Below are 26,883 nucleotides of genomic sequence, written 5' to 3'. Positions count from 1 at the left end.
CCGTGAACGGTTTCTTCGATCGACGCGTCTTCAACGGACACTGGACAATTCACCTTTCTCGACGGATGGTGCGGGTGTCTGGTGCGCGGCGCGCAGGAACTGGCCGGTGCGCCGGCGTCCCACCAGGTCGGTCAGCGCGCCGTCGGCGAACACGGTGCGCCCGCCGACCAGCACCGCGGTGACGGTGTCGTCGTTGCGGTTCACCATGCGCGACAGCCCGCCGTAGTGATCGACGGTCTCCTCGGCGTAGGCGTCGAGGGAGTCGTCGAGCCGCTCCGGGTCGATGACCACCACGTCGGCCCGGTCCCCGATGCGCAGGTGGCCGGCGTCGATCCGGTACCAGTCGGCGAGCTCACCGGTGAGCCGGTGGACCGCCTGCTCGATCGACATGAAGGGCGTGCCTGCACGTTCGGCGTCGCGGACGTGTCGCAGCAGCCGCAGTCCCATGTTGTAGAACGCCATGTTCCGCAGGTGTGCACCGGCGTCCGAGAACCCGAGCTGGATGCCTGGATCGCGGGCCAGCTTCTTGAGCACCTCGGGCCGGTGGTTGGAGATGGTGGTGCGCCACCGGAGCGCGGTGCCGTGCTCGAGCACCAGATCCAGGAAGGTGTCGACGGGGTGGAGCTCGCCCCGCTCCTGACCGACCTGGCCGAACGACTTGCCGACCACGGATTCATCAGGGCAGGCGACGATTTCGGCATCGAAGAAGTCCCGGTGCCACACCCGCACCCCGAACTTGCTGTCGTAGTCCTTGCGGAACGTGCGCCGGTATTCCTCGTCGCGCAGCAGTTCATTGCGCTCGACCTCGTCGCGCAGGTGCAGGGCTGCTGCGCCGGAGCCGAACTCCTCGAACACCACCAGGTCGATGCCGTCGGCGTACACCTCGAACGGCACCGGCAGGTGCTGCCACCGGAAGTTCCCGCCGAGCGCGTTGGCCAACCGGGCCAGCGGCCCCATCATCCAGATCGCGTACGGGTTGGCCTTGATGTCGGCGGCCGACAGCAGGCTGGTCTTCAACGGGTTGCGCAGCAGTCCGAGGGACTGGGCCACCTGTGAGGCCAGGTTGAGCGGATTCTGGATGTCGGGGCCGGACTGCAGCACCCGGCCGGCGCGGCGCAGCATCGACTTGAGCCGGCGCAGCTCGCGGGGTTTGGCATAGGTCGACGGCAGGGTGCGGGACCGGCAGGTGTCGCCGTCGATCTTGTCGAAAAGCAGCTGCTGTGACGACATCCCGACAAATCCGGCGTCCAGGGCCTCTTTGAGCATCTGCTCCATGCGGGCCTGCTCGGCGGCGGTCGGCCGCTCGTCCTTGCGGGTGGCGCGGTCCAGTCCCATCACCGCGGTCCGCATGTCGGAATGCCCGATGAAGGCGGCCAGGTTGGGGCCCAGCGGCAGCGACTCCAGCGCTGCCACGTACCCGTCGCAGTCGGTCCAGGTCTTGTTGTCGTCCACCGCGGCGATGACCTGATCCCGCGGGATCGCCTCGACGCGGCCGAACAGATCGCCGGCATCGACCCCGCCGACGTGCACGGTCGACAGTGAGCAGGAACCGAGCATCGCGGTGGTGACGCCGTGGCGCAACGACTCCGACAGCGACGGGCCGTTGAGCACCTCGACGTCGTAGTGCGTGTGGATGTCCAGCATTCCGGGCAGCACCCACTTGCCGGTCGCGTCGATGACCTGCGGGCAGTCGGTCTCGTCGAGAGGCTCTGGGGAGATGGCAACCACATGGCCGTCGCGAATTCCGATGGTGCGGACTGCTGACGGGGCGCCGGTGCCGTCGAACCACCGGCCGTTGCGAATGATTGTGTCGAAGCTCACCCAGCCATAGAACAGGGCCGGTAACGCCAGTGTCAATGAAAATAGTGAACAGATTTGAAAAAATGTCTACTGAATGGGGTGGAGACCGGTTCACCTGGGGTTATAGCGGGGCCCACGCGTCAGGAACCCGCCCGTCGAGGTCGCTGAACCCGTAGTGGCGGGCCAGGGCCGCCGAGCTGACGGACTGCTGGTTCCAGCGGGCCCGGTCCGGGTCGGCGGCCACCGCGGCGACGCCGCGCCCGACGAACCTGGGTGACTCGGATTCGGCGAAACCCGGCGGAGCGGCCGGGTAGCCGTCGGTGCGGGCCAGGTCGAGGGCGCACCGCCAGTTCGCCTCGCTGACGCCGTAGTTGTCGAGCATCATCTCCGAGCGCAACCAGCCCGGGGTGACCGCGACCGCGGTGGCGCCGAACGCGGCGAGCTCGTGCCCGTGGCTGAAGGCCAGCCGGTTCACCGCGGTCTTCACCAGGTCGTAGAACACCGACAGCCGGGGGTTCTCGGCATTGAACTCGGTTGTCCCATCTGTGATCTCGAACAGCAGGCCGCCGGGCCGGTCGGCGAGCAGCGGCAGGATGCAGTGCGAGGTGATCAGGTGGGTGTCGAGCCCCAACCGGAGCATCCGCAACCCGTCGTCGAGATCGTGCTGCCACATAGGCCGGCCCCAGGTGTCGGGCGGCCCCTTGAGTACCTCGGCGCCCCAGATGTCGTTGACCAGGATGTCGATGTGTCCGTAGTCGGCCTTGAGCCGCCCCGCCAGCATGCGTACCTGTGTCACGTCGAGGTGGTCGACCTGCACGGCGATGCCGGAACCGCCCAGTTCCGTGACCAATTCGGCTGTTTCCTCGATGGTCTCGGGCCGGTCGTAGTCGGAGTCACGGCTTCCGCATCGGCTGCTGCGCCCGGTGCACACCACGGTCGCGCCGGCCTCGCCCAACGCCGCGGCGATGCCCCGGCCCGCGCCGCGGGTGGCTCCGGCAACCACCGCGACATATCCCCGCAGTGCCTCCGGGTCCGGTGTCCAGCCCATCCGATGAGTATCCCGCCGCGCGCAGTTCTCATGCTGCGGTTCGGGATTTCGGCGCATACTGGCGGAGGTGACTCCACTGCAGCGCTATATCGCCGAGGAAATCGCGACCGATCACCTCGACGGGTTGTTGTCGCGCCGGGAGGCGCTTCGTCGACTGGGACTGTTGGGAATCGGCGCCGCCGCGGCGACCGCGCTGATCGCCGCCTGCGGGGAATCGAAGCAGTCCGACACCACCGCAACACCCACGGCAACGCCCAATGCGGCTCCTGGCACCGCGCCGGCTCAGCCGCCGGGACTACAGGGCGCGATACCCACCAGTCCGGTCAGTTGGGCGGGCCCCGGTGGCGAGTTGCGGGGTGCCTGGGCCGCCGCGCCGGAACCCAAGGGCGCCGTGCTGGTGATCCACGAGAACAAGGGGCTCACCGACCACATCCGTTCGGTGGCCGGGCGGTTCGCCGGCATCGGGTATTCGGCTCTGGCGATCGACCTGCTCTCGGCGCAGGGCGGCACCGCCGCATTCGCCGACCCGGCCAACGCCACCGCCGCGTTGAGCAAGATCGAACCGCAGGAGTTCATCGCCAATCTGCAATCCGGCATCGAGGAGGTGCAACGGCGCGTTCCGGGGCGCAAGGTCGCCGCGGTCGGTTTCTGTATGGGCGGTGGGCTGGTCTGGCGACTCCTGGCGGCGGGTACTCCCGCGCTGGCGGCCGCGGTGCCGTTCTACGGTCCGGCGCCTGATGATCCGGATTTCGGCGGCTCGCGCGATGTCGCGGTGCTCGCCTTCTACGGCGCCCTGGACCAGCGGGTCAACGCCACCGAACCGGTGGTGCGCGCCGCGCTGGAGAAGGCCCGGATGGTGCACGAGTTGATCACCGAACCCGAAGCCAACCATGCGTTCTTCAACGACACCGGCGATCGCTACGGCCCGGTGGCCGCAGCCGATGCGTGGCGCCGTATCCAGAGCTGGTTCGCCGCGCATCTCGCCTGACCTGCGTGCGGGCATGTTCAGCGGCTGTTCAGGTAGCGGTCGCGGCCCCGTTGTTGACCGCACACGCGGCCCGGTTCTGATCATGACATGCGGGTTGTCCAGGTCGCCAACTTCTACGGCCCGCGATCGGGAGGTCTCCGGACCGCGGTCGACCGCCTGGGCGCAGAGTATTGCGCCCTGGGCCACGAGGTGTATCTCATCGTCCCGGGTCCGCACCCGCAGCGCCATGTCCTCGCCAGCGGCGTCGTGCGGATCTCCTTGCCTGCCAAGCTCATCCCGTTCACCGGCGGCTACCGGGCGGTGCTGCCCGGTCCGGTGACGGCGTTGCTGCAGCAGCTCGGACCCGATGCCATCGAGGTGTCGGACCGGTTGACCCTGAGGTCGCTGGGCCCATGGGGCCGTAAACACGGTGTGGCCACGGTGATGATCTCCCACGAACGACTGGACCGGCTGGTGGGACAGGTGCTGCCGCGGTCGGCCGCGGTCATGGTCGCGGACTTCGCCAACCGGCGCACCGCAGCCAACTACGACGCCGTGGTGTGCACGACGGGCTTCGCGCGTGAGGAATTCGACCGGATCGGCGCCGACAACGTCGCGACGGTGCCGCTCGGGGTGGACCTCGAGCAGTTCCACCCGCGGCGCCGGTGTGCCGAGATGCGTAGCCGATGGGCCGCGCCTCAGCAGACCCTCCTGGTGCACTGCGGCAGGCTGTCGGTCGAGAAACATGCCCACCGCAGTATCGATACCGTTGCCGCCCTGCGTGATTCGGGTGTGGATGCGCGCTTGGTGGTGGTCGGGGAGGGGCCGTTGCGGGCGCGGCTGCAACGGCAGGCCAACGGGCTGCCGGTGGCCTTCACCGGGTACATCGGCTGCCGGGACACCGTGGCGACCATCCTGGCCTCGGCCGATGTGGCGCTGGCGCCGGGACCGCACGAGACCTTCGGCCTGGCCGCCCTGGAAGCGCTGGCATGCGGAACTCCGGCGGTCGTGTCGCGGACCTCGGCGCTGGCCGAGATCCTCACCTGCGACAGCGGGGCGACCGCCGACAACGACGCGCACGCCATCGCGCGGGCCGTCACCTCGGTGATCGGCAGGCCCGAACCGCTGCGCCGCAGCAGCGCCCGGCAGCGTGCCGAGCAGTTCACCTGGCCGCGATCCGCGGCCGGAATGCTCCATGCCTTGGGAGCCCGGTAGACAAACCGACTTTTGCGCACGATGACGCCAGACCTGGTGTGCCGGTGCACCCCGGCCCTATGTTCCCCGGGTCATATTTACGCGCACGCTGCCTGAAGGACGGTCGAGCATGTCCGAAACCACCACAGCCCCAGAATCGTTGGGCTACCAGCCGCCGCCCGCCGGCCGGCAGCTGCGCGGCAACCTCGGGGTGGCCTCGATCGTCTTCATGGTGGTGGCCGCGGCCGCACCGCTGGGGGTGATCGGTGGTGTGGTGCCGTTGGGTATCGCGTCGGGCAACGGCGCCGGATTCCCCGCCACGTTCATCGCCGCCACGGTGGTGCTGCTGCTGTTCGCGGTCGGCTTCACCGCGATGACCCCGTATGTCGACGAGGCGGGCGCCTTCTTCTCCTATGTCCGTCAGTCGCTCGGGTTGCCCACCGGCATCGGTATCGCCTTCGTGGCACTGGTGAGCTACGTGGCGCTGGAGGCCGGCGTGTACGGCCTGCTCGGCCCCGCCGGGGCCAGTGTCGTCGAGCTGGCCGGCGGGCCTGCTCTGCCCTGGTGGGTGTTCGCCGCGGTGGCCTTCGCCGTCACCACCTACCTCGGTTACCGCAACATCGAGCTGTCCAGCCGGGTGCTGGGCGTGCTGCTCACCGCCGAGATCGCGATCGTGCTGGTGCTCGACCTGGTGATCGTGGCCAACGGCGGCGACCACGGATTGTCCTCGGGCATCGTCAATCCGAGTGCGATCTTCTCCGGGTCACTGGGCATCGGGCTGCTCTTCGCGATCATCAGCTACGTCGGATTCGAGGCCACCGCGATCTTCCGCGACGAGGCCCGCACTCCCGAGCGGACGATTCCGCGGGCGACCTACCTGGCGCTGATCCTGATCGGGGTGTTCTACGCGGTCACCAGCTGGGCGTTGATCTCGGGGTGGGGCGACGAGCAGGCCATCGCCCGCGCCACCGACTCGGGCTCCACCTTCCTCGGCGACACCGCGCACCGGTACATCGGTGCGGCCGGCGCCGACATCATCACGGTGCTGTACTTCACCAGCCTGTTCGCCTGCATCCTGGCCTTCCACAACGTCGCGTCGCGGTACGTGTTCGCGCTCTCGCAGCGCGACGTGCTCCCCGCGCGGCTGAGTCAACCGCACGACCGGCACGGCTCACCACATCAGGCCTCGCTGTGGATCTCCGGTGTCGTGGCGGTCAGCGTCCTGCTGGCGGTGGTGTTCGGGCTGGACCCGGCCGCCCAGTTCTACACCTGGTTCGCCGGGGCGACGACGGTCGGTGTGGTGCTCCTGATGATCGCCACCAGTGTCGCGGTCCTGGTCTACTTCGCCCGCGACCGGCACGGCCATTCACTGTGGCGGGTGCGCATCGCCCCGGGGCTCGGTCTGGCGGGTCTGCTGGGTGCGCTGGTGCTGATCCTGACCAACCTCAACGATCTGGTCGGCGGTTCCAGCGTGCTGGCCTGGGTGATCGTCGGTGTGCTCGTCGCCGCCTTCGCGGCAGGTGTGGTGGTGGGCCGTCGGGTCGGGAGCACCTCGTGACGGTCAACGGTGCGGTGAGCGTGACGGCGCGGACCGCCGAGGACGATGCGGTACACGGCATCAAGGACGGCTCGATCACCGAGATCGAGGTCGGCTGGAGTGATCCGCTCGGCCACGCGCAGGGCAAGCGCATCCCGGCCGCCGGTTTCCTGGACCGGGCCCGCGGCAGCGGATTCGCCTTCTGCGAAGCATCTTTGGGGTGGAACACCGATGCCACGGTGATCGACGGGTTGCGGCTGACCAATTGGGATGGTGGCTACCCGGACGTCCACGCGGTGCCGGACCTGTCGACGTTCCGGCCGCTGCCGTGGCGCCCTGGTACCGGGCATGTCCTCTCCGACATCGTCACCCATGACCGCAGCCCGTCACAGCTGGATCCCCGCGCGGTACTGCGGCGGGTGCTCGCGCAGCTGGCCGAGCTCGGCTACACCGCCAAGGTCGGCGTCGAGTTGGAGTTCTATCTGCTCGACCCGGACGGGTCGGCATTCCAGCCCGACATCCATGCCTACTCACTGGAGAACGCGAACGCCCTCGATCCGCTGCTCACCGATCTGCAGCAGACGCTTGCCGCCTTCACCCGGCTGGAGGGGATCGAAACCGAGTACGGCCCGGGACAGGTCGAGGCGAACCTGATCTACGCCGACGCGCTGGAAGCCGCCGACGATGCCGCCCGGCTCAAGTACGCGGCCAAAGAGGTGGCCCGCAGACACGGCAAGATCGCCAGCTTCATGCCCAAACCGTTCACCGAACACTCGGGAAGCTCGGCGCACCTTCACATCTCGCTGTGGCGGGACGGCGACCCGGCCTTCGCGGCGCAGGGCGGCGAGGAGAATCAGCTGGCGCTGTGGTCGATCGCCGGGCTGCTCGAGCATCTGCCGTCGATCACCCTGTTCGGTGCGCACTCGGTCAACGCATACCGGCGGTTCGTGCCGGATTCGTTCGCGCCGGCCACGGTGACCTGGAGCCGGGACAACCGGAGCGCGGCGGTGCGATCCCTGGTGGATGCCGACCCCTCGGCCACCCGCATCGAATTACGCAGTGGTGCTTCGGATTCCAACCCGTACTGGTTGGTGGCCTCGGCGCTGGCCGCCGTCGTCGCAGGCATCCGGGCCCAGCGCACGCCACCGGTCGCCGAAGGCGGCAACCTCTACGCCAAGGGGACGGCGCTGCCGGAGTCTCTCGGCGTGGCGATCGCGCTGGCCATCCAGGACGACACCGTGACCGAAATCCTGGGGCACGACTCGGTGCACGATTTCGCCGCGATCGCACACAGCGAATGGCTCGAATACACCCGCCATGTCAGCGACTGGGAACGTCGACGTTATCTGGCCACCTCATGACCGCGACAGTGGGCGGACGCGAGACCAGACACGAACAGCCGCTTGGCGGTTCGGTGGCCGACCGGCTGGGCCGGCTTCCGGATATCGTCGACGAACTTCGGCGCGGCGATGTGGCGGCCGAGCGGGACCGGGTGCTGCAGTACGACGCTGTGCACCGCCTTCGGGCCGCCGGGCTGCTCGCATTGCGGGTGCCCGCCCGCTACGGCGGACCCGGCGGCAGCGTCCGTGACGTGACCGGCGCCGTGATCGAGATCGCACGCGCCAGTTCCAATGTCGCCCAGGCGCTGCGGGCTCACTTCGGATACGCCGAGCGCTTGTTGAGCAACCGTGCCACCGAGGATGAGCGCGTGCGCTGGTTCGCCCGGATCAACGACGGGCTGGTGTTCGGCAACGCGATCACCGACGGGGCCGGCCGGTCACCGTCGAGTGCGGACACCACGGTGCTGGCGGACGACGACGGTGTACTTCGTCTGAACGGCTACAAGTTCTATTCGACCGGATCGTTGTTCGCCGACGTCATCGCGGTGTCGGCGGTGGATGCCGAGGGGCGTGACCTGCAGGCGATCGTTCCGACGGATCGCGCCGGGGTCGAACTCTTCGACGACTGGGACGGGTTCGGCCAACGGCTGACGGCCAGCGGCGGTACCCGGTTCACCGGCGTGGTGGTGCACCTTGACGAGGTCACCACGGTGTCCGACGGGGATCACCTGGGCCACAGCACCACATTCCTGCAGCTGTACCTGGCGGCGGTGGCCGCGGGCATCGCATACGGCGTCCTCGACGACGCCGTGCGGTATGTGCGGACCAAGGCCCGGCCCGCGGCGCACTCCCTGTCCGACAGTGCCTCAAGTGACCCATTCGTCCTGCAGGCGGTGGGCGATATCGCGGCCGACGCGGAGGCGACCGGCACGCTGGTGCTCACTGCGGCGGCGGCGATCGACGCGGTGGTGGACAGCGGACGCCAGCATGACGGGCAGGCGCTCGCCGACGCCGCGATCACGGTTGCCCGCGCACAGTTGGTGGCCGAGCGGCTGACGCTCTCGGCGGCCCAGCGGTTGTTCGACACCGGCGGTGCGTCCGCCACGTCCCGGGCGCTCAACCTGGATCGGCACTGGCGCAATGCCCGCACGGTGGCGAGCCACAACCCGCTGGCCTACAAGGCATATGCGGCGGGCAATTTCGCGGTCAACGGGGTCTGGCCGCCGGCCAACGGATACTTCTGAGATTGCTTCGGCGACACCGGATCGGCAGATTCGGGCACATCGTGCCCTGACGGGGCCGATAATTGCCTGAGTCAGGACGAATCTCAGGGGGGTCCGGATGTTTCGACTTGCAGTGTTGGCCGTGTCGGTGTTCTTGCTTGCCGGCACGACTGTTGCGTGCGGGCAAGCCAATTCGCCTGCCGGCCACGGCGGGCATTCGGAGACGGTCACCGCCAGCCCGGGTACGTCGGTCCCGACGGGCCCCGTCATCGTGATCGAGGGCATGGGATTCAGCGCTCTCGGGCCCGTCGCGCCGGGGACCGAGATCACGATCATCAACAACGACGAGGTCGAGCATTCGGTGACGTCGCGGACCAAGGGCCTGTTCGACGTCCACGTCGAGGGCAAGGGGCGCGCGACGCTGACGGCTCCCCAGGACGCGGGGGAGTACGCCTTCTACTGTCTCTATCACCCGGCGATGCTGGGCACACTGACGGTCAGGTAGACCCTCAGCGGGGGGACCAGGCCACCGGCATGCGCTTGATGCCGTGGATGAACTGCGACTGCAGTCGGTCGGGTTCCTCGGTCACGACGATGTCGGGCAACTGGCGGTGCAACTCCTCGAACGCCAAAGTGATCTCCCGGCGCGCCAGGTTTGCTCCAAGGCAGAAATGTGCACCGCCGCCGCCGAATCCGAGATGGGGATTGGGATGGCGGGTGATGTCGAACATCCACGGATCGGCAAACTTCGACTCGTCCCGATTCGCCGATCCGTACCACAGCGTGACTTTGGCGCCGGCCGGCAGCGGCGTCCCGCCGAGCACCGTGTCTTGGGTGACCGTGCGGCGCATGTAGCTCACCGGCGAGGCCCAGCGCACGATCTCCTCGACGGCGGTCGGGGCCAGTTCCTCGTACCGCGACCACCATTTCTCGCGCTGTTCGGGGAACCGGGTGAGCGCGAGCACGCCGTGGCTGATGGCGTTGCGCGTGGTCTCGTTGCCCGCGACCACCAGCAGGATGAAGAACGAGGCCACCTCCGCGGAGGTCAGCCGTTCGCCGTCGACCTCCGCCTGGACCAGGCTCGTCGTGAGGTCCTCGGTGGGCACCGCGCGGCGCTCGTCGGCCAGCGCGGTCGCATACGCGCCGATGTCCATCGCCACCTGGAGGAACTCGTCGAAGTCGGTGGTCAGATCAGGGTCGCCGAACCCCAGGATCACGTTGGTCCAGTGGAAGATCCGTTGATGGTCCGGTTCGGGGATCCCCATCATGTCGCAGATGATCTGCAGCGGTAGCGGGCCGGCGAGTTCGGTGACGAGTTCGGCGTTGCCGTCGGGATTTCTGGCCACCATGTCGGCGACCAGTCGCCGGGCCCGGTCACGGACGGAATCCTCGATCAGGGCCACCACCCGCGGGGTGAACGCGCTGCGCACGATGTTGCGCAGGCGGGTGTGGCGGGGATCGTCCATCACGATCATCGAGCCGAAATACTCGGCCAATTCGGAAGTTTGGTCGCCGATGGTGATCCCCGACGCGGAGCTGAAGATCTCCGGGTGGCGGCTGGCCTGGAAGACGTCGTCGTACCTGGTCACCGCCCAGTGCCCGGGGCTTTCGGGGAACCCCTCGAGGACGCACGCCGGGTGATACGAGATCGGGTCGTCCCGGCGCAGCGCCGCGAACGCTCCGTCGCGAATGTCGTCGTCCTCGCGCCAGAACTGCCACGATCCGAGTTCGATCTCCGAGCGCGGCACGTCGGGAGGAGGCGCCCCATTGACCCGCGGTGCGATACCCACACCGCCAGGTTAGAGCCGGAGCCGACCGGAGAACGCGTAACGCTCGGATCCGTCGGCGCGATACCCCTCCGGGGTGCACGTTCTCGCCGCTCGGTCCAGCGGTGAGTTTGCAAGGCGTTGCGGCGCCGGGCCATTGGGGGATGGCCGGCGCCGGGGTCACGACTGTAGGAGGTCCAGGTATGAAACTGACCAAGTTCGTGGCGGCTGCGTTGACGGTCGGCGCGTTCGGAATAGGCGCTGCGGGGCTGGGGGCTCCTGCGGCGTCGGCATCGCCCGCTGTGCCGGTCCCGCTCAAGCCGGGGCACGGTAACGACGACTGCTTCCCGTTCTGCAACGGCGGGCCGCCCGGCCATGACCGTGATTTCGACGATCGTGGGCGCGATTTCGGCAATCGCGGCCCGGATTTCGACCACCGCGATCACTGGGATGACAAGGGCCCCTGGTGGGCGGACAACCGGCACGACTGGTGGGATGACCGCAGGGGCCCGCCGCCGTGGGGTTGGGGCCCGCCGCCACCGATGCACTGGAACGGCGGACCGCTTCCGCCGCGGGTCAACTACTGGGGTTATGACTTGAACCCGGTGTGGGACAACGGATTCCGGCAGTGGGGCGTCTGGCTGTTCGGCGTCTGGGTCCCGATCATCGGGGTCGGCGTCGGCTGATGCCCCGCCGGTAGGTACCAGCGGCCGCGTCGTATGCCGGTTCAGCCGCTCTCACGGGTGGGGACGCCGTCGCCGTCCTGATCGGAGTCATCCTGATCGTGACGGACGACGCGGACCCGCCCGTGCGGCAGGCATGCGGCGTAGCCGTGGTACTTCCCGTACAGCTCCCACGAGGTCTGGCGGTCGTCGGGCCGCACATCGATCCGGTGGCCGTCGGAAAAACCAAGGTGAAGGCTGCCGTCGTTCTCCCAGTCGGCATGTGTGCAGCGTTGGCCGGCGAAATCGAACAGCGGGCGGACCTCGTTGCGCAGGGCGCGCGGGTCGAGCGACACCACTTCGGAATCGTCGGTACCGGTCGCCGGAAGCGTCAGTTCCAGCGGAACCGAGATGACCAGTTCGTTGTAGTCGTCGAGGTTGAGCACCAGGCCATCACGAAACGTGATCCGCTGGACCAAGCACCCTTGAATCCATTGTTCGCTCATTGTCTTACTCTGAACCGCCGAACGACCGGGCACAAGAGGCGCATCTCCGGTGTTGGGTCGAATATGAATGGCATGGGACATCCCCAGATGAAGGTTCGCTTCGGCGTGGGACTCGGCGCTGAAACCACCCCGGACGAGCTGGCCGGCGTCATCGATCACCTGGAGAGTTCCGGTGTCGATTCGGTGTGGTTCTCCGAACTGGTCTATACCCCGGCGGTGGATCCGTTCGTCGGCATGGCCTACGCGCTGGCCCGCACCCGGCGGTTGAAGGTCGGGACCTCGGTGGCGATCCTGCCGGGCCGCCATCCCGTTCTGGTGGCCAAACAATTGGCGTCGCTGGCAGCGCTGGCGCCTAAACGGGTGCTGCCCGCGTTCGGGCTGCATTCGGCGCTGCCGCCCGAGCGCGACATCTTCGTGGTTCCCGACGGCCGGCGGGCCGCGGTCTTCGACGAATCCCTTGACCTGCTGCGGGCCGCCCTGCGCGGCGGCGATGTGTCATTCGAGGGCGAGTACTTCACAGTCCGCTCCGCACAGGTACAACCGGTACCGGCGACCCCCATCGACATCTGGCTGGGTGGGTCGGCGCCGGCGGCCCTCACCCGGATCGGCAAATTCGGCGACGGGTGGCTGGGCAGCTTTCTCACCCCCGACGAGGCGGCCGCGGCCCGCCGCCGCATCGAGGCCGAGGCGGTTGCGGCGGGCCGCACCATCGAACCCGACCACTTCGGCATCAGCCTTGCCGTGGGGGACGGCGCACTGCCGGCGGATCTGCTCGCGGCGGTCCGTCGCCGCAGACCCGATGTCGACCCCGAGGACCTGATCGCGGCCGACTGGCCCGATCTGCACCGCCAACTCGATCGCTACCAGGCCGCCGGCCTGACCAAGTTCGTGATCAGGGCGGCGGGTCCCGCCGACCGCGCCGCCTTCGTGGATCGGTTCACCGCCGAGCTGTTGCCGCGGCAGAACTGACGGCTGCACGAATCTCCCGGTCGGTTGAACTTCCGCGTGTCGAGCGCCGTGTTAGGGGGTATGCGCAGGCCACGCGTGTGCTGCGACTTGACCGAAGGAGACTTGTCATGAGGATGCGAGGCCTGTTTTGTGCGGTCGCGATGGTGTTCGCACTGGTCGCGGCGCCGACTGCGGCCGCTGACGATCGAATGCAGTTCACCGGGACCACCTTGTCGGGCGCCCCGTTCAACGGGTCGAGCCTGGCCGGGCGGCCCGCGGTGCTGTGGTTCTGGACCCCGTGGTGCCCGTTCTGCAACGCCGAGGCACCGTCGGTGAGTCAGGTCGCCGCGGCCAATCCGCAGGTCAGCTTCGTCGGCGTGGCGGCCCATTCCGACGTGGGGGCCATGCAGGGGTTCGTCGACAAGTACCACCTCAATTTCCCCAACCTCAACGACGCTGACGGGTCGATCTGGGCGCGGTACAACGTGCCGTGGCAACCCGCCTACGTCTTCTACCGCGCCGACGGGTCATCGACGTTCGTCAACAACCCGACCTCGGCCATGCCGCAGCAAGAGCTGGCCGATCGGGTCGCGGCCCTGAAGAGCTAGTCATCCGGCGTGCCAGACAACCTGGTGGGGTTGGCGTTCGGCGCCGGCCTCGTCGCGGCGCTCAACCCCTGCGGGTTCGCCCTGCTGCCCGGGTACCTCGCGCTGGTGGTGCGGGGCACCTCGCCGCGCGGACCGCTGCCCGCCCTGGGGCGGGCGCTGGCCGCCACGGTGGTGATGACCGCCGGATTCGTGGCCGTGTTCGGCACCTTCGGGCTGCTCACGGTGGCGGCAGCGAACACCGTCCAGCGCTACCTGCCGTACGTCACGCTGCTCATCGGTGTCGTCCTGGTCGTCCTCGGCTGCTGGTTGCTGGCCGGCCGCAGGCTGGGGCTGTTGCTGCCGGACGCGGTAGCGGGCCGGGCCGGTTGGGCTCCGACCGCAGGGCTCGGTTCGATGGCCGGCTACGGGGTCGGCTACGCGCTCGCGTCGCTGTCGTGCACCGTGGGGCCGTTCCTGGCGGTCACCGGGGCGACCCTGGAATCGAACACGGCGGTGCACCGGGTGGCGGTGTTCGCCGCGTACGCCGCGGGTTTCACCCTCGTCGTCGGGGTGCTGGCCGTCGCTACCGCGCTGACCAGCACGGTGGTGATCGACCGGCTGCGGCAGGTGGTTCCCTATATCAGCCGGATCAGCGGAGCGCTGCTGATCGCCGTCGGCGCCTATGTCGCGTACTACGGCTGGTATGAGATCCAATTGTTCAGTGCCACAGGAAATCCCGACGATCCGGTGATCGCCGCCGCCGGACGCGTCCAGGGCACGATCGCCGGTTGGGTGCACCGGCACGGGGCCTGGCCGTGGGTGCTCGCCCTGCTGGTATTGGTGGCCCTGGGCTTATGGCGGGTCAGATTCGCCGCGAGAACTCGCCGCGCACATCCGGCCACGGTGGACGACGCACCATAGCGGCCGTGGCCAATGTCGCTGCCACCAACCCGATCAGTTCGCCCATCAAGGCGATACGCGTGGAGTCCATGGCGGGAACCCAGGTGGGTTTGCCGTCCTTGACGACGAAGATCCCCAGTGGCCTGGAATGGGATCGCCCGTCGGGGCGGTGCCGGACCTTGCTGACCGGTATCACCGTCGCTCCGTCGGGCGTCACGTACGGGTCACCGAAAACCCGTGAGGTGGTCGCGGTATCGGCGGCGATGCTGTCGAGTGCATCGGGCAAGCGCATGCCGGGCATCCTTCCTGTCAGCGGTCGAAGTCGGACTCGTCGTCCAGTGGCACCACGATGGCCTGATCGATCAGGTCCGCCTCGGTGGCGTCGGTGTCCGTCGAGATCCGCACCCGCCGCAGATCCGACATCGCGTCGTCCTCGTCGTCGACACCGACCGGTATCAGTTGTTCGACGACGTCGGCCTCCGGCGCGTCGTCGTCGAAAGCGTCGTCATCGAATCCGTCACCGTTGGCGTGTGTCATGATTGCCCCCTCACCGACCGGCATCGCCGTGCATACCGATTGTGCTACCCGGGAACTGGTGTTTCAACGTGGATTTTGCGCCACTCATCGGGCGGGCGGGCCCGCCGGGGTCTGGGTGGCGTCGCGACGCCGGGCGGCCATCCCCGACAGGGCCTCGAACACCACCCGGTGGGCGGCGTTCACCGTGAGTTCGGCGTGGTCGTAGGCCGGCGCCACCTCGACCACGTCGACGCCGGCGACGTCGTGGGTGCGGCACAACTCGCGGACCATCCGCAGCAGGTCCGCGCTGGTGATCCCGCCGGGCTCGGGAGTGCCCGTGCCGGGCGCATGCGCGGGGTCGAGGACATCGATATCGACTGAGACATAGAGTTTTTCGGCCTTGTCCAAGGCTTCGGCGACCGCGTCGGCCATCACCTCCTTGAAGCCGCGCTCCCAGATCTCCTGCATGGTGTGCCAGGTCATGCCCTGCTCCAGCATCCATTCGAAGGTGTCCTGCGGCGGCCAGTAACCACGCAGCCCGACCTGGACGAAATGGGTGCCGGGCACCGCACCGGATTCGATGAGCCGACGCATCGGGGTGCCGTGACTGGCCAGGTTGCCCTCGATGTTGTCGGCGGTGTCGGCGTGCGCATCGAAATGCACGATGCCGACGTTGCCGTAGCCGTGCACATCGGCCACCGCCGTCGCCGACGGCCAGGTGATCGAATGGTCGCCACCGAGCACCACGGGAACGATGCCGCGCGAGGCAACGGCGTGGACCCGCTCGCGGATGTTGGCGTGCGATACCTCGGTCTGCCCGTGCGGGCAGTAAGCGTCACCGAAATCGACCACTTCGAGCCAGTCGAAGATCTCGAGACCGAGGTCGAGGTGGTAGGTGCCGGGTTCGTAGGCCGTGGCCCGGATCGCCCGGGGACCGAACCGGGCGCCTGGACGGTTGGTCGTCGAGATGTCGAACGGCGCACCGACGATCGCCACGTCGGGCTGCCAGGCGTCGAGCTGGGCGGTCTCGGTCAGGAACGGCCGGTGCCCGAAAGAGACCATGCCCGAGTGCGGCAGGTCCAGTTGCTCGGCCATGCCGGGCGGCAACTCACGCTGGGGTCGGTGATCGTGCTGATCGCCCATGAGCAGACATTACCGCCGCAGGCGAGGCGGCACGGTCGGCTCGGAAGATTCATTGGCCGGCAACGGAACTCAGCGCGGTGCGAACGCCTTCGGGAACGGGCCGCTTGGACCAGTCATCGGTCGAGACGACGACGTAGACATTGCTCCCGCACACGCGGGCCCGCTCGTCACCGGAGGCGTCGGTGCCCAGCACCGTGAAACCCAGGGTGAAGCTCGTGGTGCCGATGCGCTCGCACCGCACGGCGACGCGCACCGGCTCCCGCCACCGGACCGGCGCCCGGAAATCGATCTCGGTGTGCACCACCTGCATGTCGATGCCATCGGCGATCAGGTCGGCATAGCTCACCCGCAGGTGGTCGAACAGCCCGGTACACGCCTCGTCGAACCAGGTGAGGTAGTGGCCGTTGAACACCACGCCCTGCTGATCGATCTCGGCGTAACGCGGAACGATGCCGAAGCTGTACTGGGTCACGTGAGCACTCCAAGGCCGGGGGTCTGCCGCTCCACGGTAACGGGCCCGCCGCGGCCCGGGCTTTCGCCGGTCCGGTCCGCAGGAGAGACTTGTGCCGTGAAGCTGGTGACCCTCGACGACATCGACGCCGCGGCCCGGCGGATCGACCCCGACATCGTGCGAACCCCGCTCCTGGCGGCCGGATGGGGAGACCCGGGTCGGCCGTTGTGGCTCAAGCCCGAGAATCTGCAGCCGATCGGTGCCTTCAAGATCCGTGGTGCGTTCAACGCGCTGGGCCGGCTCGATCCCGGCGTACGGGCCAGGGGAGTGGTGGCCTACTCCAGCGGCAATCATGCGCAGGCGGTGGCGTATGCGGCCGCGGCCTATGGCGTCGCCGCCCACATCGTGATGCCCGAGGAGACGCCGGCCGTGAAGGTGCGGGCCACCAGGGATCACGGGGCGCAGGTGGTGCTGTGCGCTGCCGGGCAACGGGAAACGGTTGCCGCCGAACTGGTCGAGCGCACCGGCGGTGTGCTGATACCTCCCTTCGATCACCCCGACGTGATCGCCGGCCAGGGCACCGTCTGATTGGAGATCGCGCAGGACCTGCCCGAAGTCGCATCCGTCTTCATCCCGATCAGCGGCGGCGGACTGGCCTCGGGGGTGGGTACCGCGATCCGCGCGATGTGCCCGCAGGCCAAGATCTTCGGCGTCGAGCCGGAACTCGCCGCGGATACCGCCGAGAGCCTGGCCGCCGGCCACCGGGTGGACTGGCCGGTGGCGCAGCGCAACCGGACCATCGCCGACGGACTGCGTTCGACACCGTCGGCGTTGACGTTCGCCCATCTGCAACGTGTGCTCGACGATGTCATCACGGTGTCCGAGGATGAGATCCGTTCAGAGGTGCGAGAACTCGCGCACCGGGCACACCTGGTCGCCGAACCCAGCGGTGCGGTGGCACTGGCGGGCTACCGCAAGGTGACGGTGCCGGCCGGGCCGGCGGTGGTGATCGTCTCCGGCGGCAACATCGAGCCACCGCTGCTGGCCGAGATCCTGTCCGGAGTCAGTGCACCCCTTCCATGAGCCTGCTGATCCGCGGTGACATCAGCAGAACCACCACACCGACGAGGATGGCCACCGCGCCGAGTGTGCCGAAGTAGGCGAACTCGTGGGCGGGATCGTAGCGCTGCGCGAGCACGCCCGACATGGCCGTACCCAGTCCGACGGAGAAGAAGAACAGCGCCATCATCTGGGCCCGGAATGCCTCTGGCGCAAGCTTTGTCGTCACCGACAGGCCGATCGGCGACAGCAGGAGCTCGGACACCGCGAACACCACCATGATGCCGGCCACCAACAGTGCCGGTACCACCTTGCCGGTGGTCGGTGCCATCGGCAGGAACAGCAGGAACGCCGCACCCATGCCGATCACGCCGTAGGCGAACTTGCGCGGAGTGGTCGGTGCCCGGTTGCCCAGCCGGGTCCACATGAGCGCGAACAACGGCGAGAGCAGGATGATCCAGACCGGTTCGATCGACCCGATCCAGCTCGACGGTGCGGTCCAGCCGAAGACCGACCAGTTGACGCGTTCGTCGGAATAGACCGCCAGCACCGTGAACGTCTGCTGGAACAGTGACCAGAACACCGCGTTGGCGATGAACAGCGGGATGAATGCGCGGACCCGGATGCGTTCGGTGTCGGACACTTTGGAGCTGGTCAGCATCACCGCGAAATACACCACCGAGGCCACCACGATCACGCCGGTGGTGAACTGCGACAGGTTGGCCAGCTCGACGAGGTGCGTCATGAACAGCACCGCCACGGCCCCGGCGAGTGCCCCGACGATGGCGATGGCCTTCCAGATTGCCCGGGGCGGCAACGGGTTTGCCACGATGCGTCCGTGGGTCCCGAGATTGCGCCGGTACAACACATACTGCGTGAGCCCCAACGCCATCCCGAAGGCCGCCGCGCCGAACCCGTAATGGAAGCCGACGCGCGTCTGCAGCAGTCCCGTCGCCAGCGGTCCGACGAAGGCGCCCAGATTGACCCCGAGGTAGAACAAGGTGAAGCCGCCGTCGGCACGAGGGTCGTTCTTGTCGTAGAGCGTGCCCAGCAGCGAGGACGCGTTGGCCTTCAGTGCGCCGGATCCCAGGGCGACCAGGACCAGACCGACGCCGACGCCGGGCAAGCCCGGAACGACGGCGAGTGCGATGTGGCCGGCCATCACGACCACCCCGCCGTAGAACACCGTGCGCTCCATGCCCAGCAGCCGATCGGCGACCCACGCGCCCAGGACGGTGGACAGGTACACCAGGCCTCCGTAGGCGCCGACGATGCCGGTGGCGGTGCTCTTCGGTAGCCCCAGGCCGCCATCGACGGCGGTGTAGTACAGGTAGTAGCCCAGGATGGTGAGCATCCCGTAGAACGAGAAGCGCTCCCACAATTCCACCCCGAACAGATTGGCCAGCCCGATGGGATGGCCGAAGAACGTGCGATGGCGTGGTGAGTCCTGCACCTGCTGCATGGGCCACTACCTTGCCACGGGAACGGCCCGGTCGGCCGGAATTGACGGCCGGGACGGCAAACTAGAACTCCGTTGTGTACAGGCGCTTCTGTGGCACAGCACATTTCGCTGCATGTCGAACGTGGGCGACGAAGGTACAGGGGATGGCTATGATGCTGCCACCCGGTAATGTCACCGTGAAACGTTTGGACGACGGCCACACTTTTCGGGGGTGCATGTGGAGGCGGTGCTCGGTGTTTCGTTGACACCGTCCACCGTCGGTCTGGTCCTGGTCGAGGGCAGCGAGGCTGACGGGGCGACCGTCGACCATGACGCCTTTGACATTCGTGGCTATACACCGTCACGAACCGGCGAGATCTGTGCCGATGTGGTGTCCGCCGTTCGTCGCGCCGAAAAGGTTGCCGCAGAACACGATCGGCAGCTGACAACGATCGGTGTCACGTGGAGTTCGGGCGCTGCAGCAGAGGCCGCGGTGCTGCTGAAGAAGCTGGCCGAGGCCGGGTACGCCTCAGTGGTTCCGGTTCGGCTGCCGCAGGCCACGGATGCGCTGGCGCGTCGCATCGCAGGCATCGTCGGATTCGGCACGACCGCCGTCTGCGTCCTGGAACCCGATGTGGTGCAAGCGATGACGGTCAGCGACGGTACTCCCGTACAGACGACGGTCAGCCGGGGTATCGAGACCGTGGCGGGCCTGACCACCTGGCTGTCCGACATGTTCGAAGCGGCCGATCCACGTCCCGACGCGCTCGTGGTCGTGGGATCCGCCGTCGACCTGGACTCGGTGCTGCCGAAGTTGGAGCAGGCCCTTCAGGTGCCGGTGTTCACACCGGCCGAACCTGGATTGCCGCTGGCCAGGGGTGCCGGGCTGGCCGCGGTGCGACGGGGCCGCCGGGCCTCCGACGAGAGTGTGGCCCCGACCGGTTGGCGCTGGCCCACCACGCAATTGACGCCGCTGGCGATATTGCTCGGTGGAGTCCTGGTCTTCGGGGTCTCGCTGGCGCTGGCCATCGGTCAGCAGCTGTTGCCCGGTTCGGAGCCGACTCCACACCGGAGTACCCGTCCGGTGGTGAGCACATCGGGCGACTCGGCCGCTGTACAGCAGCCGCCCGCGGCTCCCGCACCGCCCGCCCCGCCACCTGAGCCCCCGCCTGTCCTCGAGTCGGTGGTGCAGGACGTGGGGCCGGAATACCCCGCCGACCAAAGCATCACGGCCCCAACCGAGCCCGGCGTCATACCGGGCGAGCAGCTCGCGCCTCCCGGGTCCGAGCTGGGGCCGGTGCCACCGGAGCAGTCACCACAGGTGTCCGAGCACCCCGGCGCGCCTCCGCCCGAGGCGGGCCAGGGGCCCTTGCCCGCGGGCGAGGCGCCGCCGGCCGAGACGGTGGTGTCCCCGGCACCGTCCCCGGCTTCGGAAACACCTGTGCCGCCACCGCCGCCGGCCGCCGAGGTGGCGCCGCCTCCGCCGCCTCCACCGAGTCCGGCGCCCGAGGCGGCACCGGTACAGCAGACGGCCGCACAGGCTCCGGCGGCCGAAACGGCACCACCCGTGCCGGAAGCAGCGCCTCCCGCACCTGAGGCCGTCCCGGCCGCGCCCGAATCGCAGGCACCGGTACCCGTCGCGCCTTGATCCCTGTGACGTTGCTGAGACCGGTGTAAGACCGCCGATCCTGCGGTGAAACGTTCTGACAAGTCGCATCGATGTGTTCACCATGGGCAACCCATCGCGCTACCGCCAACACCGATCTGCCACCGTCACGCTGCGCCTCAGGGGTGCAGTTCCGGCGAGCACCTACACTGGTGGAATGCTGAGCGCCCCCTCGTCGTCATTCGGAACCGTTCGAGCGTCGGTACTGAAAGTGTTTGCGGCGATTGGAGTCGCCACCTTGGCCGCGACGAGCACGGTCAACGTCGCATCCGCCGCGGTGCGCACGCCCGAGCCGGGCGCGACCATCGAGCCGGCCGCGGGTTCCGTGGTCGGTGTCGCCATGCCGTTGACGGTGACCTTCGACAAGCCGGTGGCCGATCGCGACGCGGCGCAGAGCAGCCTGCAGATCAGCTCACCGCATACGCCCACCGGCACATTCAGCTGGCTCAGCGATGACGTGATGCAGTGGAAGCCCGACCAGTTCTGGCCGGCCCACTCGACCATCTCCGTATCCGCAGGCGGCGCCAAGACCAGCTTCGAAACCGGATCACAGGTGCTGGGCGTTGCCGATATCGACGCCCACACCTTCACCGTGAGCATCGACGGCGCGGTGGCCCGCACGATGCCGGCCTCGATGGGCAAGCCCAAGCACCCGACCCCGGTCGGTACGTTCACCGCACTGGCCAAAGAGCCTGTCGTGGTGATGGATTCGCGCACCATCGGTATTCCGCTGAGTGACCCGGAGGGCTACAAGCTCACCGTTTACGATGCGGTCCGCGTGACCTGGGGCGGCGTCTACGTGCACGGGGCACCCTGGTCGGTGGGATCCCAGGGCTATGCCAACGTCAGCCACGGCTGCATCAACCTGAGCCCCGACAACGCCGATTGGTACTTCAACACGGTGCACGTGGGCGACCCTATTGTTGTGCAGTCGTAGCCGCGTGCAGGTTCTTCGACGTCGGTGAGGTGGATACCGTCGCCGGGTCGGGATACGTTCCCAACACCCGGTCGGCGGTTCCGGCGGTGGTGACCGTGAACCAGTAGTGCTCGTTCTTGTAGTGGTGCTGCCGATGGTTGCGCCAAACTGCACGGTAGGCACGGGTTTTCGGCTTGTAGTCGCTGTGGATCAGGTAGTGGCACCACTCGTAGGCCAGCCCGATCACGGTCAGCAGGGACAGGAACGTCAGCCCCAGGCCGAGGCGAGGGAATGCCAGCAGGGCAACGGCCACGGCGACGGGCAGGATCCACAACAGGGCCCGCCACGGTATGAAGATCAGCGGGATGTCGCGCGGGTCGACGTGGTGTAGCCGGTGGTCGCGCGCCAGCAGCGAATCCAGGGTGATCGGGCCGATCCGCCGTGGCCGCCAGTGCAGCACGAAGACGTGGACGATCCATTCGAAGAACGGGAACGTCACGAGCATCACCACGGGCACGAGCACGTCGGTGAGTTGCCAGTCCCCGACGACGCACCGCGCTGCGACGCTGACGACCAGCGCCGTGCCGATCATCCAGGGGGAGGGGTGCCTGACGAATTCCCGGACCGCGTCACCCAAGCTGAAAGCGTTGCGCGTCATCGGGTTTCCTCCAAGGCCTCGAGCGCGCCCATGAGGGCGTTGGTGGCCGGCTCCAACAGGTCCTGAGCCGCACGGCGGGCGGCGGCCGGGTCACGCGCTTCGATGGCCTCGACGATCCGCCGGTACGCGTCGGGACGCCCGACCTCGGCGGCCATCATGGTGGCCAGCGCCGGGAGTGCGGGCTCGTAGGTCTGCCGAAGGGTGTTGTACATCAACCGGAATGCGATCGAGTCCGCGCCGTCGACGATCAGGTCCCAGAAGGCGAGCGCCTGGCGCTGTTGCTCCACCGGATCCGGTTCGGCCGCCAGGGCATCGACGGTGCGGCCGAGTTCGGCGACGAGGTCGGCCGTGGCCCGCCGGGCGGCCAGTTCGGCAACCTTCGGCCCATTGTGCAGGCGGGTTTCCAGGATGCTGCGGACCACGCTGACGTCGAGTTCGCCCGCCCGCAGGAGCAGTCTGGGCAACAGGTCGAGGCCGGCATGCTTGCGGAAGTCTCGCACGGTGGTGGAGTCGCCCTGTCGGACCTCGACCAGCCCGGCCTCGGTGAGCCGCTTGATCGCCTCCCGCACGGCCGGTCGGGACACCCCGAGCACCTCGGCCAGCCGCCGTTCACTGGGCAGCGGTTCGCCGGGCTGCATCTGGCCGCTGAGCACCTCGGCGACGATCTGCTCGAAGACGTCCTCGGGTACGGATCTGCGGTTGACCGGTTGTAACGCCATAGGGCCATGCTGCCCCTCAGACGGTAAGAGGTCAAGTGGTCATACCAGTTGATTATCGCGGGATGCCGGTGTACTCCGGGTTCGGCGGAACCGACAGCGCGATGCCGATTCGGTTGGTCGCGCCGATGAAAGCCGCGATCGAGATGCCCTCGAGGATCTGATGATCGTCGAGTCCGAGGGCGCGCAACGCGTCGAAGTCGGCGTCGTCGATCTCCTGCGGATGATTGTTGACGAGCACGGCGAGGTCGCCCAGGGCGCGCTCCCGCTCGGTGAGCTCGGCCACCTGCCGATGGTCGATGGCGACCCGCTGCCCGAACGACCAGTCGCCTGCGACTTTCCCCAGCTTGTTGGCATGGTTCGTGTGGCAGTACGCGCAGCGGTTCTCCCCGGATACCACCGTGGCGATCACCTCGCGCTCGCGCGCGCTCAATCCGCCCCGCCCGTCGGCACCCAGCAACGGCAGGAGGTAGCCGTTGAGCCGTTCGAGGTCACCCTCGTTGAGGGCCAGCGCACGAAACCAGTTGGAGGTCAGCCCTTCCTCGCGCTGCTGCCGGCTGAAGAAGCCGCGCACACCCGCGGTGCTCAGCTCATCCAGTTCGGGTACCCGCAACCGTGAGATGCGCGATGGGGACAGGGACTGGGGAGCGTCAGCGGTGGCGGTCATACCCGGAGCCTGATGCAGGCGGCCTTGCCGGACAAGGATTTCGACACCGCCGAGGCGAACCCTTGCGCGGCCGCGTTCAGCGGAGTGCGGCGGCCGTCTCGGCATCCGCGGGCAGGAATGCCTCGATGCTGAGTTCCGCGGCGGTCAGGTCCAGTGCGGTGCCGAATGTCGTGACGGTGCTCAGGAAGGTCAGCACGGTGCCGTCGGGCGCGGTCAGTTCCAGGGGGACGACGACTCCGCCGAGATCGCGGACGGGTTCCATTCCTCCCGGGTAGGACTCGATCTCGGAGAGAAGGTCGGCGAGTTCGGCCGATCCGCTCACGGTGACCTCGCGGCGCAGCCGGCTGATCAGGTGGTGGCGCCATTCCGCCAGGTTCCGGATGCGCGGGGCCATGCCCTCGGGATGCAAGGTGATTCGCAACGCATTGGGCCGGTCCATCAGATGCGGAGCGACACCTTCCAGCATCACCGCGGTGCCTGCGTTGGCCTGCAACAGGTTCCAGGTGCGGTCGACGACGACACAGGGAAATGGGTTGTAGGCGTCCAACACTCGGGTCACCCCGTCGCGCACCGCGGTCATCTCGGGATCCTCCAGCGTCCGTTCGGCGTACACCGGTGCCAGCCCGGCGGCGAGCAGCAGTTGGTTCTGGTCTCGCAGCGGGACCTCGAGGGCCTCGGCCAGCCGGAGCACCATCGCCCGGCTCGGCACGGATCGGCCGGTCTCGATGAAGCTGAGGTGACGCGCCGACACGTCGGCCTCGATGGCCAGGTCCAGTTGGCTGATCCGGCGGCGTAGTCGCCAGTCGCGCATCAGTGAGCCGATCGGTGTGTGGGTTGCCGCACTCGTCACCACCCGAGTCTCACTCACGCGGCGCGAGATAACCACTACCTGACAGGTAATTGCAATGATTACCCGATCCGAGTCACCGTGGAGTTCGTCCCACCAAGGAGGCAAGGATGCGCAATTCACCGCAGTGGCCCAAGTCGATCCCACGGTGGCTGCACTTCGTGATGGCGGCCGACCGGGCCGGGTCGGCCGCCTACATCGGCACAGGATTCTTCTTCGCACCGGTGCTCGCCCTGGCGTCGCCGTGGCCGATACTGACAACGGTGCTCTGGGTCGCGATCGCGCTGGCCGGCCTGTGGCTCGGGCTACTCGGCATCGCAATGGCAACCGGTCTGGCGATCGTGCTGCGGTCGAACACCGAGATCCCGGAGGACTACTGGCGGTCGATCATCGACTATCCGATCCCTACTGCGGCACAGGAGGTTTCGCGCCGGCGTCGCCCCGGTAGTCGACCTGCCAATGTTTGATGCCGTTCAGCCAGCCGGATCGGAGCCGTTCCGGCGCCGCCAGTGGCGTCAGATCGGGCATCCCGTCGGCGATCGCGTTGAAGATCAGGTCGATCGTCATCCTGGCGAGGTTGGCACCGATGCAGTAGTGCGCGCCTGTTCCGCCGAATCCCACGTGCGGGTTGGGGTCCCGCAAGATATTGAAAGAGTACGGGTCGTCGAACACTTCCTCGTCGAAGTTCGCCGAGCGGTAGAACATCACCACCCGTTGCCCCTTCTTGATCGGCACACCGGCCAGTTCGGTGTCTTCCAGCGCGGTCCGCTGGAATGACGTCACCGGGGTGGCCCACCGAACGATCTCGTCGGCGGCGGTGCCCGGGCGCTCCCGCTTGAACAACTCCCACTGGTCTGGGTGATCGGCGAACGCCATCATTCCCTGGGTGATCGAGTTCCGGGTCGTCTCGTTGCCGGCCACCGCGAGCAGGATCACGAAGAAGCCGAACTCGTCGTCGGAGAGTTTGTGTCCCTCCACGTCGGCCTGCAGCAGCTTGGAGACCAGATCGTCGCCGGGGTTCTTGCTCCGCTCGGCCGCCATCTGCATGCCGTACATGATCAGCTCGACCGAGGCGCTGATCGCATCGTTGGTGGCGAACTCCGGGTCCTGATCGCCGACCATCTGGTTGGACCAGTCGAACAGCTTCTTGCGGTCCTCCTGCGGTACGCCCATCAACCCCGCGATGGCCTGGAGCGGAAGCTCGCAGGACACCTGCTCGACGAAGTCTCCTGAGCCTTCGGCGGCCGCCGTCTCCACGATCATGCGGGCCCGCTCGGCGAGGTCCGCACGCAGGAGCTCGACCGCGCGCGGAGTGAAGGCCCGCGAGATGATCTTGCGCAGGTGTGTGTGGTGGGGGGCGTCCATGTTGAGCAACACGAACTTGCCCTGGTCGATCTGTTGCTGGACGGTGCCTTCTCGATATCGCGGCAGGGCGGTCTTCGCCTGGCTGGAGAAGACGTCACTGCGCAGCGATACCTCTTTGACGTCTTTGTGCTTGGTGACGACCCAGAACCCGCCGTCATCGAAGCCACCCCGGCCCGCTGGTTGTTCGTTCCACCAGATCGGCGCGAGTTTGCGCATCTCGGCGAGTTCCTCGACGGGCAGCCGTTCCGCATAGATGTCGGGGTCGGTGAAGTCGAAGTCGGCGGGCAGGTTCAAAGTCGGCATGGCGGTGGGCGCTCCTCAGACGACGTTGTGTAGTGGCGTAAGCCATTGCTACACCACAGGTGGGGCCCTATGGAGCGGGTTTCGGAAACTCCCACATTGTTCGTATTGGAACGTGTTCCGATTCTTGCGTTGTAACGGTTGAACGAGCGCAACGATGCAGTCAGCGTTACCATCTGTCCCTGGAGCAACAGCAGGAGGCCATCGAGAATGCGAGTCGACATCCGTAGGTTCGGGATCGTCGTGACGGGGTGCGTGTCGGGTCCCGTCGTGGCGTTGGCCATGGCCGCCGCGGCGGCCGCGGAGCCGCCCAATCCGGTGGTGCCGCCCGCCCCCGCACCGGCGCCGGCACCCGGTCCCGCACCGGCTGCTCAGGCCGCGGCCGGAGATCCGGGGGCATTGCCTGCCACGGACGCCGCGGGGATCCCTCACCTGGCCAGTCCCGATGCCCTGCCGCCCGGAGCGACGATGGATCCCACCGGGCAGGGCACGGAAACCCCCAACTTGAGCTATCTCAAGGATCTGTGGCACGCCGTGCAGAGCCAGGAGATCAGCGGCAAGGAAGCATTGGTACTCGGGCTCGCGCAGCGCGGCATGAACACGCCCGTGCCGGGCCAGGTGCCCGGTCCGAACGTTCCGACCGCGCCACAGGCGCCGGGG

At 67.9% G+C, this 26,883-nt stretch carries 28 protein-coding genes and 1 pseudogene; 15 read left to right on the top strand and 14 right to left on the bottom strand.

What is annotated here, in order from left to right; genetic code table 11:
• Window positions 1–30: 30 nt before the first annotated feature.
• Window positions 31–1,821 carry an N-acyl-D-amino-acid deacylase family protein gene (locus tag TX88_RS18950; RefSeq protein ID WP_044518742.1) on the bottom strand — a complete coding sequence of 597 codons (1,791 nt, stop codon included), beginning with the start codon at window positions 1,819–1,821 and terminating at the stop codon, window positions 31–33.
• 100 nt (window positions 1,822–1,921) lie between these two features.
• Window positions 1,922–2,848 (bottom strand): SDR family oxidoreductase, encoded by a 927-nt coding sequence (locus TX88_RS18945; protein ID WP_044518741.1) that lies wholly within the window; start codon window positions 2,846–2,848, stop codon window positions 1,922–1,924.
• 67 nt (window positions 2,849–2,915) lie between these two features.
• On the opposite strand from TX88_RS18945, the gene TX88_RS18940 reads away from it, so the two are divergent.
• The 6 genes from TX88_RS18940 (at window position 2,916) to TX88_RS18915 (ending at window position 9,614) form a co-directional block, all read left to right on the top strand.
• Window positions 2,916–3,836, top strand: a complete 921-nt coding sequence (locus TX88_RS18940; RefSeq protein WP_044518740.1) for a dienelactone hydrolase family protein — start codon at window positions 2,916–2,918, stop codon at window positions 3,834–3,836.
• Between the two features lie 87 nt (window positions 3,837–3,923).
• Entirely contained in the window at window positions 3,924–5,030 is a 1,107-nt protein-coding gene (locus tag TX88_RS18935; RefSeq protein ID WP_044518739.1) for a glycosyltransferase, read from the top strand.
• A gap of 109 nt (window positions 5,031–5,139) precedes the next feature.
• On the top strand, window positions 5,140–6,567 hold the full coding sequence (locus TX88_RS18930) for an APC family permease (RefSeq protein WP_044518738.1): 1,428 nt from the start codon (window positions 5,140–5,142) through the stop codon (window positions 6,565–6,567).
• 14 nt (window positions 6,568–6,581) lie between these two features.
• Complete coding sequence (locus tag TX88_RS18925; RefSeq protein ID WP_044519573.1) at window positions 6,582–7,907, top strand: glutamine synthetase family protein; 1,326 nt, start codon at window positions 6,582–6,584, stop codon at window positions 7,905–7,907.
• Window positions 7,904–9,130 carry an acyl-CoA dehydrogenase family protein gene (locus tag TX88_RS18920; RefSeq protein ID WP_044518736.1) on the top strand — a complete coding sequence of 409 codons (1,227 nt, stop codon included), beginning with the start codon at window positions 7,904–7,906 and terminating at the stop codon, window positions 9,128–9,130. The genes TX88_RS18925 and TX88_RS18920 overlap by 4 nt, the downstream gene beginning before the upstream one ends.
• A gap of 97 nt (window positions 9,131–9,227) precedes the next feature.
• On the top strand, window positions 9,228–9,614 hold the full coding sequence (locus tag TX88_RS18915) for a cupredoxin domain-containing protein (protein ID WP_044518735.1): 387 nt from the start codon (window positions 9,228–9,230) through the stop codon (window positions 9,612–9,614).
• 4 nt (window positions 9,615–9,618) lie between these two features.
• Here the strand turns inward: TX88_RS18915 and TX88_RS18910 are convergent, their stop codons facing one another.
• Window positions 9,619–10,899 carry a cytochrome P450 gene (locus TX88_RS18910; protein WP_044518734.1) on the bottom strand — a complete coding sequence of 427 codons (1,281 nt, stop codon included), beginning with the start codon at window positions 10,897–10,899 and terminating at the stop codon, window positions 9,619–9,621.
• A 179-nt stretch (window positions 10,900–11,078) separates the two neighbouring features.
• Between TX88_RS18910 and TX88_RS18905 the strand changes: the two genes are divergently transcribed.
• A complete protein-coding gene (locus tag TX88_RS18905; RefSeq protein WP_044518732.1) occupies window positions 11,079–11,561 on the top strand; it encodes a hypothetical protein in 483 nt (160 codons plus the stop codon).
• A 41-nt stretch (window positions 11,562–11,602) separates the two neighbouring features.
• Here the strand turns inward: TX88_RS18905 and TX88_RS18900 are convergent, their stop codons facing one another.
• Window positions 11,603–12,043 carry a DUF6188 family protein gene (locus TX88_RS18900; RefSeq protein WP_044518731.1) on the bottom strand — a complete coding sequence of 147 codons (441 nt, stop codon included), beginning with the start codon at window positions 12,041–12,043 and terminating at the stop codon, window positions 11,603–11,605.
• An 87-nt stretch (window positions 12,044–12,130) separates the two neighbouring features.
• Here TX88_RS18900 and TX88_RS18895 point away from each other — a divergent pair, with 87 nt between their 5' ends.
• The 3 genes from TX88_RS18895 (at window position 12,131) to TX88_RS18885 (ending at window position 14,499) form a co-directional block, all read left to right on the top strand.
• A complete protein-coding gene (locus tag TX88_RS18895) occupies window positions 12,131–13,012 on the top strand; it encodes a TIGR03854 family LLM class F420-dependent oxidoreductase (RefSeq protein ID WP_044518729.1) in 882 nt (293 codons plus the stop codon).
• Between the two features lie 107 nt (window positions 13,013–13,119).
• Window positions 13,120–13,599: a protein disulfide oxidoreductase gene (locus tag TX88_RS18890; RefSeq protein ID WP_110917973.1), complete on the top strand. Its 480-nt coding sequence runs from the start codon at window positions 13,120–13,122 to the stop codon at window positions 13,597–13,599.
• A gap of 9 nt (window positions 13,600–13,608) precedes the next feature.
• Window positions 13,609–14,499: a cytochrome c biogenesis CcdA family protein gene (locus TX88_RS18885; protein WP_044518727.1), complete on the top strand. Its 891-nt coding sequence runs from the start codon at window positions 13,609–13,611 to the stop codon at window positions 14,497–14,499.
• On the opposite strand, the gene TX88_RS18880 is transcribed toward TX88_RS18885, so the two are convergent.
• From TX88_RS18880 to TX88_RS18865, 4 genes are all read right to left on the bottom strand, one after another.
• Window positions 14,441–14,770, bottom strand: coding sequence for a hypothetical protein (locus TX88_RS18880; RefSeq protein ID WP_044518725.1), 330 nt, complete (start codon window positions 14,768–14,770; stop codon window positions 14,441–14,443). The genes TX88_RS18885 and TX88_RS18880 overlap by 59 nt on opposite strands.
• Window positions 14,771–14,787: 17 nt before the next feature.
• Window positions 14,788–15,015 carry an Rv3202a family protein gene (locus TX88_RS18875; RefSeq protein WP_044519572.1) on the bottom strand — a complete coding sequence of 76 codons (228 nt, stop codon included), beginning with the start codon at window positions 15,013–15,015 and terminating at the stop codon, window positions 14,788–14,790.
• An 84-nt stretch (window positions 15,016–15,099) separates the two neighbouring features.
• Window positions 15,100–16,137, bottom strand: a complete 1,038-nt coding sequence (speB, locus tag TX88_RS18870) for an agmatinase (RefSeq protein ID WP_044518724.1) — start codon at window positions 16,135–16,137, stop codon at window positions 15,100–15,102.
• A 49-nt stretch (window positions 16,138–16,186) separates the two neighbouring features.
• Window positions 16,187–16,609, bottom strand: a complete 423-nt coding sequence (locus TX88_RS18865) for an acyl-CoA thioesterase (protein ID WP_044518723.1) — start codon at window positions 16,607–16,609, stop codon at window positions 16,187–16,189.
• Between the two features lie 96 nt (window positions 16,610–16,705).
• On the opposite strand from TX88_RS18865, the pseudogene TX88_RS18860 reads away from it, so the two are divergent.
• Window positions 16,706–17,671 (top strand): annotated as a pseudogene (locus TX88_RS18860) (threonine ammonia-lyase).
• On the opposite strand, the gene TX88_RS18855 reads toward TX88_RS18860, so the two are convergent.
• On the bottom strand, window positions 17,652–19,109 hold the full coding sequence (locus TX88_RS18855; protein ID WP_044518722.1) for a peptide MFS transporter: 1,458 nt from the start codon (window positions 19,107–19,109) through the stop codon (window positions 17,652–17,654). The pseudogene TX88_RS18860 and the gene TX88_RS18855 sit on opposite strands and share 20 nt — an antisense overlap.
• Before the next feature lie 211 nt (window positions 19,110–19,320).
• Between TX88_RS18855 and TX88_RS18850 the strand changes: the two genes are divergently transcribed.
• Both TX88_RS18850 and TX88_RS18845 read left to right on the top strand, forming a co-directional pair.
• Window positions 19,321–20,736, top strand: coding sequence for a DUF7159 family protein (locus TX88_RS18850; RefSeq protein ID WP_162563163.1), 1,416 nt, complete (start codon window positions 19,321–19,323; stop codon window positions 20,734–20,736).
• Window positions 20,737–20,911: 175 nt separating this feature from the next.
• Window positions 20,912–21,691, top strand: a complete 780-nt coding sequence (locus TX88_RS18845) for a L,D-transpeptidase (protein WP_044519571.1) — start codon at window positions 20,912–20,914, stop codon at window positions 21,689–21,691.
• Here the strand turns inward: TX88_RS18845 and TX88_RS18840 are convergent.
• From TX88_RS18840 to TX88_RS18825, 4 genes are all read right to left on the bottom strand, one after another.
• Window positions 21,672–22,328, bottom strand: coding sequence for a sterol desaturase family protein (locus TX88_RS18840; protein WP_044518719.1), 657 nt, complete (start codon window positions 22,326–22,328; stop codon window positions 21,672–21,674). The genes TX88_RS18845 and TX88_RS18840 overlap by 20 nt on opposite strands.
• A complete protein-coding gene (locus tag TX88_RS18835; RefSeq protein WP_044518718.1) occupies window positions 22,325–23,047 on the bottom strand; it encodes a FadR/GntR family transcriptional regulator in 723 nt (240 codons plus the stop codon). The genes TX88_RS18840 and TX88_RS18835 overlap by 4 nt, the downstream gene beginning before the upstream one ends.
• A gap of 52 nt (window positions 23,048–23,099) precedes the next feature.
• Entirely contained in the window at window positions 23,100–23,711 is a 612-nt protein-coding gene (locus TX88_RS18830; protein ID WP_044518717.1) for a peroxidase-related enzyme, read from the bottom strand.
• A 76-nt stretch (window positions 23,712–23,787) separates the two neighbouring features.
• Complete coding sequence (locus tag TX88_RS18825) at window positions 23,788–24,522, bottom strand: helix-turn-helix domain-containing protein (protein ID WP_110918095.1); 735 nt, start codon at window positions 24,520–24,522, stop codon at window positions 23,788–23,790.
• Window positions 24,523–24,668: 146 nt separating this feature from the next.
• Here TX88_RS18825 and TX88_RS18820 point away from each other — a divergent pair, with 146 nt between their 5' ends.
• Window positions 24,669–25,025: a hypothetical protein gene (locus TX88_RS18820; RefSeq protein WP_044518716.1), complete on the top strand. Its 357-nt coding sequence runs from the start codon at window positions 24,669–24,671 to the stop codon at window positions 25,023–25,025.
• Here the strand turns inward: TX88_RS18820 and TX88_RS18815 are convergent.
• Complete coding sequence (locus tag TX88_RS18815) at window positions 24,964–26,226, bottom strand: cytochrome P450 (RefSeq protein ID WP_044518714.1); 1,263 nt, start codon at window positions 26,224–26,226, stop codon at window positions 24,964–24,966. The two genes, TX88_RS18820 and TX88_RS18815, sit on opposite strands and share 62 nt — an antisense overlap.
• 207 nt (window positions 26,227–26,433) lie before the next feature.
• On the opposite strand from TX88_RS18815, the gene TX88_RS18810 reads away from it, so the two are divergent.
• The coding region (locus TX88_RS18810; RefSeq protein ID WP_044518712.1) for a hypothetical protein at window positions 26,434–26,883 on the top strand (450 nt) is incomplete at its 3' end.

This window comes from Mycolicibacterium septicum DSM 44393, assembly GCF_000455325.1.
Lineage (GTDB): Bacteria > Actinomycetota > Actinomycetes > Mycobacteriales > Mycobacteriaceae > Mycobacterium > Mycobacterium septicum.
The sequence above is the reverse complement of the archived record's forward strand: the minus strand, read 5'-3'. Positions and strand labels throughout refer to the sequence as shown.